This window comes from Adlercreutzia aquisgranensis (assembly GCF_943193145.1).
GTDB lineage: Bacteria > Actinomycetota > Coriobacteriia > Coriobacteriales > Eggerthellaceae > Xiamenia > Xiamenia aquisgranensis.
This window is the reverse complement of record NZ_CALPDA010000012.1, coordinates 13,947-26,140: the sequence shown is the minus strand read 5'-3', so window position 1 is coordinate 26,140 and position 12,194 is coordinate 13,947. Positions and strand designations below refer to the sequence as shown.

Below are 12,194 nucleotides of genomic sequence, written 5' to 3'. Positions count from 1 at the left end.
TGGCCAACGGTTGGCGGGAGTGGGAGGGGAGCACCCTCTCTGTCCCACTCCCGCCTGTGTTAAAGAGCAGGTCGAAGGAGTTTAAAGCCTCTTCACTTTATTTACGGGCGTTTGTTTACAGGCTCTCCCATCCCATGATATTTAACACTTTATTGAACTCTTCCTCTGATGTAAATTTGTCAATAGTTCCATATGCGGTAATATCGCAGCTTTTTTTCAATTCGTTGGAGTCATCAACCAAGTCCTCAGATACATCAACAGAAACCGTGAGTTCAGTCCCAAGGAATGTTTCCCGGTCATCTGCGGTGCTTGTGCCAAATGAAGGATAAGTCATCAGTTTGTAGTACTTGTTGTCTGATGTCAGTTTGGTTCCTTTCTGAGGATAGGAAAACATACCATCAAAGTCCAGGTTGTTTTCTCCCCCCTTCAGATAGCACATCGTATACACTCGCGTTATTTCTCCTTCGTCCTCCAGAAATAGTGTGCGATCTTTCTCGCTCAGCTTGCTCAGATCATATTCGCATATGACATAAAGCCTATACTTATAGTCTTGATTTGTTTCTCGCGCATATATGTGTTCCAAACTGAACGATCCCTCGCCGTACGGAGCTATATAACTCATTTCGCTCATGGGAGTATCATGATTCTTTGTACCAGGAGTGTTTACGGTACAGCCAGCAAGAAGCATAACCATTGAAAGGGCAAACAAGATACTCAAAAGATGTATACGTTTGTGGTTCATCCTCTACCCTCCGTATTCCAAGCTGCTTGACGAATGATTTGCGTTGCATGAAGAGCATTCGCATAAGCCTTATCGGGCGTGTGAGAAGCTCTTACGCTTGCAAGTCTATACTCGCGTGTTCCAGTATAAGAGTAACCCCATTTCGCAGCAATACATTGTGCGCCGGTGCTATCGCAAAAGTTACGGTTGATTCGCGAGTTGATCCGTACACCTCCCCTTTTTCTCAGAACTTAGCTGGACGCGTGCGGCTGAGTTCGGGATGCTTCATCCGACAGCGGCGCCGAAGGGGCGTCGCGCGAGCGGAAGGAGATTCCGATGTCCGAGAGAAGGCAGAGGCTCTACAGGAGGCTCGACCGCGCCGAGAGGGCCGCGGTGGAGCGGGGGCTGGACAAGAACCGGTCGGCCCGCGCGATGGCGCGCGACCTGGGGCTGTCCCAGTCGAGCGTCGCCGACGAGGTCAGGCGCAACCGCACCGTAAGCCGCGGCTCCGGTAAGGGCGGGCGCGTGGGGTCGGTGCCGGAGGGGGCCTGCGCCAGGCTCCGCGGCTGGCCGCACGTGTGCAACGGGTGCAGCAAGCGGCGCTACCGCTGCTCGATGCCGTTCCGCTGCGAGTACTCCGCGGCCCGCGCGCAGCTGGTCGCCGACGGCGAGCTGTCCGCCGCCAGGCGCGGCGTGGACCGCACGGAGGAGGAGTTTGAGGCCATCGCCGCCAAGATCAGGGCGGACCTGGCCCGCGGCCTGTCGCCGGCGCAGATAGCTGACGCCCGCTCGTCCGAGTTCAGGGCCGCCCCCTCCACCATCTACCGCTGGATAGAGCGGGGCTACGCCGGCATGTGGAAGCATTCCCTAACGGCTCCTTCTACAGCGCCTTTGCCAGCAGGGCTGCGGCTTCGCTCAGCATGGCGTAGAAGGAGTCTTCGTCGGTCATGCAGTCGTTCTGGCGCTCGGCTATGAGGGTTGCCAGGTTGCGTAGGACTTCGGCGCGGGCGGGGTCGGCGGTCTTCAGCGAATCGGCCAGCTGAGCGGCAACGCGCTTCGACGATTCGATGAGGCGCAGCGGTCCGTAGATGGCCGGCTCGCCCCGCAGCCCCGCAGCCGATGTCACCATGTAGGCGAGAAGTTCCAGGCCGTCAGTGCCTTCCTCGGCGCTATGCGGAGGGGCTCCGGCAGCTGCGGACGCGGCCGCCATCGCTGCAGAAAGGGACCCGTGGAAGGCGGTTTCGTACGCGGCGGCCGATGGTTGCGTGGTTTCCTGTTGCGGGGCGGGAGAAGCGCTCATGGCTTCGGAAAGCGATGTCTGGACTGGTCTGGCCTTGCCTTCCGCACCGATCGCATCGCGCGACTGCTCGGCACAGGATGCGGTGCGTCCCTCATCGTCGGCTTGCGAAGCGGCCGCATCGGTGTGGGAGGAGGTCTCTTCGGCACCCCAGGTTTCGCAGCCGTTGAAGCGCAGCACTTCATCTAGCGGCTTGCGCTTGGGCGCGCGGGGCGACTTGGCGGGGTCTGGCCAGCCGAGCGAGATCAGCAGCTCGACCTGCAGGCCGTCCGGTACGTTCAGCAGGCTTCGCACGGCGTCGTCGTTGTAGGATTTGATAGCGCAGGTGCCAAGTCCGGCGTCGGCGGCGGCCAGCATCAGGTTCTCGCAGGCGTAGGCGGCGTCCAGGGAGGAGAACTCGTCGGCTGCCTTCTGGCCGCCCTTGGCCCGCGCGTACTCGCGGTCGGACAGCACCACTACGATGACCGGCGGTTTTCCCGAAAGCCCGGGCGAAACCATATCCAGCTTCCGCACCAGCGCAGGGTCGTCCACCACGCAGAACCGCCACGCTTGCACGTTGCTGGCTGACGGCGCCCAGGTTGCCGCCTCCACAAGCGAGCGCAGCAGGTCGCGGCTGACGGGCTGATCGCTGAACGCGCGCACGCTGCGGCGCGCAAGAATTGCGGCGGAAGTTTCCATGGGCTCTCCTCGGTCGGCCAACGTTGTTCTGCCTATCATAGCAGCATCCCGGTAGTGCTACAGCTGGTGTCATGGCGGCATGACGGCCGCACGCAGCTGCACGCCGGCGCTGGCCGCGAAGCTCGTGCGGGACGCGGGCGGCACGTGACGCAGGCCGCCGGGTGAGCCGTCCCGAAATGTTGGCTTCTGCTTCGTTGTCAGGTGGGAAGAAGGGACGCCGTGCGCGATATGCGCCTGTCAATTCTTATGAGGTTTCGATAAGGACGCTCTCAGAGGCTCATTGCCGCATCTGTGTCATTCTATTGTAAATATCCTATCGAATCCTATAAGATAATATCTACAAACACTGACCTCTACGAAAGGGGCAGCCATGGGTGCCGTGGTATGCGAGCCAATCTATTCGTCAACTGCATTGGCCACAAGACAGCGCGAGGTGAAAAACGACGCCGCAAAAAGCGTGGTCCATATCACCGAGAACGGCAACGGCGCATTCATTTTCTGCTCCGAAGAGGTGTTCGCGCGGCGGATTCAGGAGGCAAAGGAGGAAGCCCGTTACGAGCTCGAGATGGAATACCTGCTGTTTCGGGCCCAACAGGATTTTGACGAAGGGCGCTATAGCGAAGACGTAGAGGACTTCTGCAACCGCATGCGTGCGGTAAGGTACGGCAATGACTAAGTTGGTCGTTTCCGAAGGCTTCGAGAGGGATATGGGCATGGTCGAATCGGACAGGGTTTTCGAGCGCATCCTGTCCACGGCAAAGCTGCTGGAAACGATGCCCTTCATGGGTTCGCGGGACGTGCCTGAATCCATTGCGAGGAAATACGAGGGCCAGGTGAGGAAGATTCCGGTTAACCCCTTCGACATCGTGACCATCTACCATCCCGACGCAGACATCGTAGAAGTGGCCGCCCTCATCCATCAGCGTGGCGCTTGGTGATGGGGCTGTCGTCTTGCCGAACGGCGAGGCGGAAGGGGCTGCCTCACGCCTCGCCGTTTCGGTTCCGTCGATCCCGCAAGCTTTATCGGCTTACAGCTCGGCGATGTAGTCCTTTACGTTGTCTACGGCGAAGTAGCCGGTGAAGTAGGAGTAGCCGGAGCAGCCGCCGGAGAAGCCGTGGTTGTAGTTGTCCTTGTAGAACTCGCCGGAGTCCAGGCCGCCGGCGTACAGGCCCGGGATCGCGTAGCCGTCAGCATCCACCACCTCGATGCGGCCGTTGATCTTCACGCCGTTCAGGGTGGAGTACCACGACGGAATCAGGCGGAACGCGTAGAACGGCCCCTCATCGATGGGGAACAGCGCCGCCGGATCCTTGAAGAACTTGGTGTCCTCGCCGGCCTTTGCCATGGCGTTGTACTCTTCCACGGTGGCGGCCAGTCCCTCGGGGTCGATGCCGGCGGACTTCGCCAGGTCGGCCAGCGTCTCGCCCTTGAACACGGTGCCGGCCTTCACGCCCTTTTCCAGCTCGTCGGCCATTTCGGGCATCGGGTCCATGCTGCCCAGCACCGTGCGCGCGTTGGTCATGAGCGCCTGGGTGGCCATGCGCTCCACGGCGGCCGAGTCGATGACGTTGAAGTAGGTGAAGTCGTTCTCCTTGATGCCCACCTTGTACATGGTGTCCATGACGTTCCACTTCTCGTTGCCCAGGCGCGCGCCGATGGCGTTCACCCACAGGTAGGGCTCGCGGGCGGCCTTGTCGATGGCGCTGTCCCAGGTCACGCCCTCGACGCTTGATGCGGAAGGCTGCGCCAGGCTCATGTCGGACTCCACCGCGCCGGCGCCTAGCAGCATGCGGATGCCGTCGCCGTCGTGGGGGATGTGCGCGTCGTTCTTCCACGCGATCTCGCCCCAGCCGGGCATGTAGTGGGCGATCATCTCCTCGTTGTTCGAGAAGCCGCCGGTACCCACGAATACCGCCTTGGCCCTCACGTACACCGGGTCGCCCCCGTCGAGCGCGGCCATGGCGCCAACCACCGCGTCGCCGTCCATGACCAGCGCCGTCGCCGGCGAGTTCGTAAGGATCTCAACTCCGTACTTTTCCGCCGCCTTCTGCATGACCTCGAAGGCGCCGATGCCCTGGCCCTTGTACATGATGCCGCCCGTGGGTGCGTCCAGCGAGGGCAGCAGCATCATGGGGTAGGCGCCTTCTTCGTAGAGGAAGTCGTGGAAGCGGTGGTTGTTGTGCACGAAGTTCGACACCAGCTCGGCGTTGGCCTCCCAGGAGTTGTGCATCATGAAGTAGGTGAAGATGTCGTTGGGGGTGCCGGTCTGCTGGCTCATGTTGATGACCTCGGGGTCGTTTACGCATTCCTGCATGATCTTGCAGTCCGAATAGCCCTGGGTGACCTCGGTGCCTACCGATGAGCCGCCGGTGACGGTTGCCTTTTCCAGCAGGATGGTCTTCAGCCCCTCGGCGCCGGCGTGGGCGGCCGACATCATGCCGCAGTTGCCTCCGCCGATGACCAGGTAGTCGCATTCCTTGGCGGCCTCGCCGGCTTCGGCTACGGGCACGGCGGCGATGGCGATCTGGTTGGCGAAGCTGGCGGCCATCCCGCTGCTGCGCGGCGTGTTCCTGTTCATGGCGGCTGCGTTTCTGGTGGCGCCGTTTTTGGCGGGGTCGGCTTTGGCGGTGTCCTACGGCATATTCGGCGCTGGATTCTGGTGCTTCCGCGCTATCACCTGGGCCGTCTGCTTCTCGCTGTGTCGCAAGCGGGGCGTGCGGCCCGTGGTCGCCATCGGTGTGCTGGACGCAACCTACGCGCTGTCCGTGGTGGTTGGCTCGTCGCTGAACGGATGGCTGACCGAGGCGCTGAAAGTGGGAACCACCGAGATTACTACCGTGTCGCTGATCGCTGTGTTCGCGCTCATGTTCATGGCGCTGTTCGTGCTGAACGGCCCCAACGTGCGGGCTCTTTTCGATGCCGAGGCTGATGCTGGAGCCGTGGAAAATGCGGAAGATGTGGGTGGTGCGGCCGGGGCGGAGGGCGCGAGGGGCATCACCGTCGCGGAAGGTGCGGGCGTAGACCCTGTGGCTGCCACGATTGCGTGTTTGGCGAGCGCCCATAGCCTGACACCGCGCGAGGCGGAGGTAGCCGTGCTGCTGGCGAAGGGTCGCAGCCTGCCCTTCGTGCAAGACGAGCTGTTCATTTCCGCCGGCACCGCCCAGACCCACGCGCGCCACATTTACAAGAAGCTGGGCGTGCACTCGCGCCAAGAGCTCATCGACCTGGTAGAACGCAGCGGCGAATAGGCCGCCAGCGTTCCGCTGCCGTTCGCTTCCTCTTCCGCACGCGCTCTTTCACATGCGCTCCGTCGCTCCCCACCCGTCGTCTGGTCACCGGCAGCCGGTCGCCGGGCAAGCCCGCACCCCGCCTACCCTGTCGTCTTGCTATTCCCTGTCTCGTCACGAAGCTCCTTGCAAGGAGTGCCGTCTCTCACTGCAAAGGCGGCTGCAGCTTAAGAGGTGGGCCCGGGATTGTTGCCTGGTTCGGAGCCGCTGGCTTGGCGAGTGGCCTGCTCTACCGTGTCGAGCAGTTGCTGGTGGGAGGCCACGTCCATTTTCCTATAGATATGGGACATGTGGGTGCGCACGGTCGGTTCGGAAACCACCAGGTCGCGAGCTATATAGCTGGCCGTGCGCCCCTTCGCCAGAAGCAGCAGCACGTCTTGTTCGCGGGCGGTTAGCCCGAAGCGTTCTGAAAGGCGGCCACATACTTGCTCGAGGCTTACCCGGGCGCCGCTGCTATCCGCCTGCGGTTGCCCCTGCGCATTCCCAGGCCGCAGGTTGCCCACCACAAACGCCGAGCACTGTACGACCAGGCACAGAAACGCTGAAACCACCACGACGTTGCCCAGCCACCATGCTGTTGTGTGGGCTAGCGACGCAGTGGTCAGCACCCCCGCAAACCATCCCAGTTTGTAGGCGAGAAACCCGGCCCATACCACGATGAAACTGTCGTTGCGGTCGAAGACGTCCGGCGAAAGCCAGATGACGAACAGAATGGCCGAGTACGCCGCATCGAACAAGATGACGGAAAGCGACACGCCGGGCCCCTGGAAAGCGGTGCCGATGTAGAGCGCACCAAGGGCAACGGGCAACACGATGGTCTGGCATACGTAAAGAAGCGACTTGTCGCGAACGGAGCGCCCGAGCAGCGACACCACCAGCGCGGTTAGCATGAAGCCGAACCCAGAGGAGGCCTGCACCAGCATGGAGACCAGTTGCCCATCCTGTTGCGTGCGCCACTGGGAGTAGGCCCCCATCAGTACGATGCTTACCAGGAAGATGGTGGCAACGTAGCCAGAGAAAGACTTCGGCGAGAGAAGGGCGTCCCTCAGAGAAAGCCTCGGCCACGCCAAGAGAGCAGTGCCGGTTTGGTTGCTTTCCGTCGATGCGGCCTTGTTCTTGGGAATGGCCATGCTTGAGCGCGCGCCTTTCGCGCTGCTGTGCTGGTCTGCGGTTTCCGCTTCGACCGTCGGAGGTCTTTGGGCGAACGACCTTCGCGAAACCACCAGCAGCCCTGCAGAAAGAAGCGCCGCTATCGCCACGAGCCATCGAGCCAAATCGACGGACACGGCTATCAGAACGATTTGCCAAGCGCCTGCGCCGATGATGCCCCATACGAACACCGACAGACGCTCGCTCCACGAGAACTGCAGCAGGTATTGGGCGTACACCACCAACAGCAGCAGCGATGCTTCCGCCGCTACCTTCGCAAGGAACGACAGCCAGTCGGGCGCAAGCATGCCGCCTTCCTCGAGCACGTGCACGGCGGTTCCGGCGAAAGACACGAAGGCCAAGCCGAACACGAGCGGACCGCTTTTCCACAGCGCTGTTTTCCGCTTGGTCCATGCAAGGGCCATGCCGAGGAAGCCCGCAACGATGAAAGCCAGGATGGCTATCATGAGCGCCGGGCTCTTCAGCTCGAAGGTCCACAGCGCTGTGTAGCGAATCGATTCTTTGGAGACCAGACAGCATGCCAGCCCAGCCCAAGCTGCCATCCAGCTTATGTTGCGTATTTCGGGCTTTGCCGCAGTCTCGCCCATAGGAGGCCCCTCCGTTTTGAAACCCTAGCGAATATGCAAGTAATTCCGAAAAATCATTCTACGGCAAGTATAGGGAATCACCCTTTCGCAAAACATCATCGCGAGACGATGATGGCGGCTCCCAGCGATCTTTTTAGGATGCAAATTGCTCATGGCGCGGTTACGGCGCTGAGGCACGCGCAAGGAGAGAGGGCTGTCTGCGAAGACGGCGGAAGAAAGGGAGGCAATCATAATGGAGACGACGAACATGGCAGAATCGACGAGCGTATCGCGCAGGGGCTTCTTGGCCGGGGCGGGCGCTCTGGCAGCAGTGGCGGCTGCAGGGTTGGTCGGGTGCTCGAATCCGCAGAAGACGCCCGCGCCGAGCGATGACGCAACCATGGCGTCTGCGAAACCCGCGTTGAAGGACGCTTCGAGCACCCGCGAGTGCGACGTGTTGGTGGTGGGACTGGGCGCATCCGGCCTCATGGCTGCCCACGGCGCGGCGAGCAAGGGCGCGTCGGTTATCGCGATTGACACGGCGCCGTCCATGAGCGGTACCACTAACGTGCGCACTTCCGGCGCATGGTGCACCGGCTCGAAGCTGCAGCAGCAGGCCACGGGCGAGGTGCTGACGATTCAAGAGGCCATGGACCACATCAACAATGGGACCAACTACCAAAGCAACCAGAAGGCCCTGCGCGCGCTGCTGGGTGCTTCGGGTCGCGCCATCGACGCCATGGTGGAAAGCGGGATGGAGTTCCGCACTGATTTCGACAAGACCGGCGCCCAGGCCAACATCAACACGAAGGGCGTGCATTGGTACAACCTGACCGGCGACGACCGCGCCGCTGTGTTCCAGGCCGTGGCTGACAACGCAGGCGTAGAGTGCCTGTTCGGAACCACCGCCGAGAACGTCATCCTGGAAGACGGCGCTGTGGCGGGCGTGCAATGCGTAAGCGGCAGCGAAGTGGTGGACATTCGCGCGAAGGCAGTGGTCATGTGCTCGGGCGGCTTCCTGGGCAATGCCGATGAAGTGGCCGAGCGCTTCGCCGGTGCAAAGATCGTGGTCATGGGCAACCCTGCGTGCACGGGTGCGGGAATCGACATGGCTCAGGCGGCAGGAGCTCAGATCGGCAAGTGCTTCAGCATTTCCATGAACGAGTACGGCGGAGCGAACGACTTGGCATCGCCCACCTACGCTTTCCGTCCCAATACCGGCGAGAACGAGCCGCTGCGCCTGACCGTGTTCGGCGGATTGCTGGTGGACCCCGAAGGCGATCGCTTCATCAACGAGGGTTTTGTGTGCGAGCGCTGCATGTTCGCCGCCGAGCCGTTCGTGCGCGAGAAGTTCCATTACGCCGTGGCCGACAGCGCCTTCATCAAAGAGCTGACCACGCGTCCGGCCAGCGACTTCTTCGGCGACGAGCGCATGAAGGGCATGTTCGCCGAAACCGTCATGAGCGATCTGGAGGCGCAGTTCGACAAGGCCATCGGCGAGGGCTGGGCGTTCAAGGCCGATACCATCGCCGAGCTTGCCGAGCACTTCGGGCTGACCAACCTGGAGGCTACGGTGGAGGAGTACAACGCCGCGTGCGCCTCGGGCATTGACGAGCTGTTCTTCAAGGACGCGAAGTACCTGAATGCCCTGACCACGCCGCCGTACTATGTGGTGCAGTCGCAGCCGGCGGGGTGGCTGTCCCTTGGCGGCATCAAGTCGAACGCTGCCGGCCAGGCGCTGGACGCCGACGGGAAGCCGGTTGCCGGTCTGTACGTGGCCGGCGCCGACGCCGACCTGTTCACCTCGCCCTACTACCAGATGGCCTCCGGCAACGCCTTTGCGCTGGGCAGCGGCCTTCTGGCTGGCGAGAACGCTGGGGAGTACGCGAAGGCGTAAGCGGTTCCGGCGGCGGTTCCTATATAGCTGTGGTGTACGGCGGGCCTGCTACCGTTTTGCGGTGCGGGGCCGCCGTTTTCTATATCGGGTGCGCAGATGCACGGCTCAGCGGGCCTGGCAAGCGCTTGCAATAGTGCCATAGGCTCGAAGCGCAGCTTGGTGTCGCCGCGGCTTTTGCCAGAGAATGCCGTCAAATGCTGCTAGCTCATAGCGCTGATCTCGGCGATAGCCACTAGCGAGGGGTTGACTTGTCTCAATAATGCATGTAATATGCATGTAAAACGACTACGCGAGGAGGAGCTATGCCGGCGCTGCAGGTGCGAGATTTTCCCTCGGAGCTGTACGAGCAGCTGCGGGAGTATTCGGCGGCAAACCACCGAAGCATTGCGCAGCAAACCGTCTTCGCCGTCGATGCCATGATTAACGGGGGCTCGGGCGTCGATGATGTGCTGGGGGGACGAGGCGCGCGACCTTTCGAGGGGCCTGCTGTTTCGGACTTCGATTCCCGGGATGGAGAGCGAATTGCGCGTAAGCGGGCGATTCTTCAGCGGGCGGCACAGCGAAGGGCAAAACGTTCGGCGGAATTGCCGGAGCCCGTGGAGTTTCTAGCTCAAGCCCGGGCGGAGCGAGACGAAGACCTTGATGGGCTGGCGGAGATGGTGCTGGGGGGTGTGCGATGATTGTTCTCGACGCCAACGCGGCCATAGCCATGGCTCTCGGATCGGAGTACGGTCGGGCGCTGGAAGGTCAGCTTCTCGAGGGGGAAACGGTGCTCGCACCTGCGCTGTTATTCAGCGAAGTGACTCACGGGCTGGTCAAATACGTGAGAGCGGGGTGCTTGGGGCAAGAAGAAGCCGTGGCTTGCGGCCGTGATGCCGTTGGGCTGGTCGATCGGTTTTGCGACGATGGCGAGCTGTGGGTTGAGGCGATGGGGGAGTCGGTTCGGCTTGGCCACTCGTCCTACGACCTGTTCTACGTGGTGCTCGCGCGGCGCAGCGGAGCAACGTTGTTCACGTTGGACAAGAAGCTGCAGGATCTCAGTCTGTCTCTAGGGGTGAACAGCGTCTGGCTGACGAAGCTGGAAGGGAAGCACGGGCCTGCTGCGAGCTAGTGCTGCCCCTCGCGCCGCGACCGAACGCGGGCGTACACGGTGGCTCCTATCAGCGCTGCAGTTAGTATGCCTATGCTGATGAGCAGCGTGTGCGAGAAGCCGGATGCGTAGGCCGCTGCTTTGGTGGCGCCGCTAGCCATCAGTCGGTCCACGTCGGCGGACATGATGCCGACGAACAGGGCAGACCCCAGCGACCCGGCGATCTGCACCAGCGTGGAGTGGATTGACGAGCCGTGGGCGAACAGCTTGCGCGGCAGCACGTCCAAATCGGCGGCCTTTAGCGTGGGGAACACCAGACCTACGCCGGCGTAGGACGTCGCAACGCACAGCATCATGGCCACTACTAGCTGCTGGGACGAGGTGAACTCCACCGCCACGAACCCAACCAGGATCACCAGAAAGCCCGCGGGCACCAGCGGCCAGATGCCGTGCTTGTCCTCGATGCGCCCACCGACGAAGCAGCTGACCGCATAGCACAGGATGGGTCCGGCCAGCAGCGCGCCGGCAACGAAGGCGGAGAAACCGGCGGTGCCCTCAAGGTAGAGCGGCACCAGCAAGCTCATGTAGATGGAGCCCGCATAGCCCAGCATCATAAGCAGCTCGCCGGCTGCGAACTTCTTGTGCGTCAAGGGCGACAGGTTCAGCAGCGGGTCGGCTATGTGGAATTGGCGCCACGCGAACAGCGCCACAATGGCCACGCCCACCGCCATGAACGCCAGCGACGGCACCAACGTACGCGTGACCTCGTTCAGCCCGAAGATGAACGCGCCCAGCCCGGCGAAGCTCAGCAGCACGCTGACGACGTCGATGCGTTGATCTTGCCGTTCGTACACGTTGTGCAGGAACTTGAGGCCGCACACCAGTAGCACGGCGGACATGACCGCCGGGATGAGGAAGAGTGCGTGCAGCCCCACGTAGGTGAGCAGCAATCCGGCGAGCAGCGGGGCGAACGCCAGCCCCACGCCGATGGCACCGCTGTTGATGGCCAGCATGGTGGCGCCCTTGCCCTTCGGCGCAATGGTGAGGATAACGCTGGTCACCACGGGAAAGAACAACCCTACGGTAAGGGCTTGGATAAGCCGTGCCGCAAACATGGCGCCGAAGTCCCACGAGAAGAATCCCAGCAGTGAACCCGCCAGCGAGGCAACGTAGCCGAACAGCATGATCTTGCGCAGGCCGTAGCGCTTGAGCAGGGCGGCGGCCATGGTGATGACGGTCGCCGCCACTATGGTGAAGCCCAGCACCATCCAGTTGGCCATGGACAGGCTCACATGGAAATCGGTCGCCACCTGGTCGAGCGCGATGTTCATGAGCGACTGGTTGAACGACGCTAGCAGGTTGCTGCCCAGCATCATGGCCATCATCGCCCACATGGCGCGTCCGGTGGGGATGGAAACGGCGGGGTCTGACCCCAGCCCGCGCCCCGACCGGGTTTGCGCGGGCTTCCGTGCGGCAGGTTGCGCCGC

Annotated in this window: 12 protein-coding genes; 7 read left to right on the top strand and 5 right to left on the bottom strand. The window is 62.1% G+C overall.

Translation table 11 applies throughout. The features are described from left to right. Nucleotides 1-115 precede the first annotated feature (115 nt). Nucleotides 116-742, bottom strand: a complete 627-nt coding sequence (locus NFR41_RS08340; RefSeq protein WP_251231482.1) for a hypothetical protein — start codon at nt 740-742, stop codon at nt 116-118. Between the two features lie 315 nt (nt 743-1,057). Here NFR41_RS08340 and NFR41_RS08335 point away from each other — a divergent pair, with 315 nt between their 5' ends. Next, the gene (locus NFR41_RS08335; protein WP_251231481.1) at nt 1,058-1,696 is read left to right on the top strand and encodes a helix-turn-helix domain-containing protein; all 639 of its coding nucleotides are present in this window, start codon (nt 1,058-1,060) and stop codon (nt 1,694-1,696) included. Here the strand turns inward: NFR41_RS08335 and NFR41_RS08330 are convergent. Further along, nucleotides 1,602-2,696, bottom strand: coding sequence for a DUF6092 family protein (locus NFR41_RS08330; RefSeq protein ID WP_251231480.1), 1,095 nt, complete (start codon nt 2,694-2,696; stop codon nt 1,602-1,604). The two genes, NFR41_RS08335 and NFR41_RS08330, sit on opposite strands and share 95 nt — an antisense overlap. Before the next feature lie 370 nt (nt 2,697-3,066). Between NFR41_RS08330 and NFR41_RS08325 the strand changes: the two genes are divergently transcribed. Next, the gene (locus NFR41_RS08325; protein WP_251231479.1) at nt 3,067-3,372 is read left to right on the top strand and encodes a hypothetical protein; all 306 of its coding nucleotides are present in this window, start codon (nt 3,067-3,069) and stop codon (nt 3,370-3,372) included. Further along, nucleotides 3,365-3,634, top strand: coding sequence for a type II toxin-antitoxin system RelE/ParE family toxin (locus NFR41_RS08320; RefSeq protein WP_160213459.1), 270 nt, complete (start codon nt 3,365-3,367; stop codon nt 3,632-3,634). Before NFR41_RS08325 ends, NFR41_RS08320 begins: the two co-directional genes overlap by 8 nt. A gap of 90 nt (nt 3,635-3,724) precedes the next feature. Here the strand turns inward: NFR41_RS08320 and NFR41_RS08315 are convergent, their stop codons facing one another. Then, complete coding sequence (locus NFR41_RS08315; protein WP_251231478.1) at nt 3,725-5,245, bottom strand: FAD-dependent oxidoreductase; 1,521 nt, start codon at nt 5,243-5,245, stop codon at nt 3,725-3,727. On the opposite strand from NFR41_RS08315, the gene NFR41_RS08310 reads away from it, so the two are divergent. Further along, nucleotides 5,214-5,945, top strand: a complete 732-nt coding sequence (locus NFR41_RS08310; RefSeq protein WP_251231477.1) for a response regulator transcription factor — start codon at nt 5,214-5,216, stop codon at nt 5,943-5,945. The genes NFR41_RS08315 and NFR41_RS08310 overlap by 32 nt on opposite strands. Before the next feature lie 206 nt (nt 5,946-6,151). Here the strand turns inward: NFR41_RS08310 and NFR41_RS08305 are convergent, their stop codons facing one another. Continuing rightward, entirely contained in the window at nt 6,152-7,741 is a 1,590-nt protein-coding gene (locus tag NFR41_RS08305; protein WP_251231476.1) for a helix-turn-helix transcriptional regulator, read from the bottom strand. Between the two features lie 247 nt (nt 7,742-7,988). On the opposite strand from NFR41_RS08305, the gene NFR41_RS08300 reads away from it, so the two are divergent. The 3 genes from NFR41_RS08300 (at nt 7,989) to NFR41_RS08290 (ending at nt 10,728) form a co-directional block, all read left to right on the top strand. Next, nucleotides 7,989-9,617, top strand: a complete 1,629-nt coding sequence (locus NFR41_RS08300; RefSeq protein ID WP_251231475.1) for an FAD-dependent oxidoreductase — start codon at nt 7,989-7,991, stop codon at nt 9,615-9,617. 302 nt (nt 9,618-9,919) lie between these two features. Then, complete coding sequence (locus tag NFR41_RS08295; protein WP_251231474.1) at nt 9,920-10,297, top strand: argininosuccinate lyase; 378 nt, start codon at nt 9,920-9,922, stop codon at nt 10,295-10,297. Further along, a complete protein-coding gene (locus NFR41_RS08290) occupies nt 10,294-10,728 on the top strand; it encodes a type II toxin-antitoxin system VapC family toxin (RefSeq protein ID WP_251231473.1) in 435 nt (144 codons plus the stop codon). The genes NFR41_RS08295 and NFR41_RS08290 overlap by 4 nt, the downstream gene beginning before the upstream one ends. Here the strand turns inward: NFR41_RS08290 and NFR41_RS08285 are convergent. Next, the gene (locus NFR41_RS08285; protein WP_251231472.1) at nt 10,725-12,101 is read right to left on the bottom strand and encodes an MFS transporter; all 1,377 of its coding nucleotides are present in this window, start codon (nt 12,099-12,101) and stop codon (nt 10,725-10,727) included. The genes NFR41_RS08290 and NFR41_RS08285 overlap by 4 nt on opposite strands. Between the last annotated feature and the right edge of the window lie 93 nt (nt 12,102-12,194).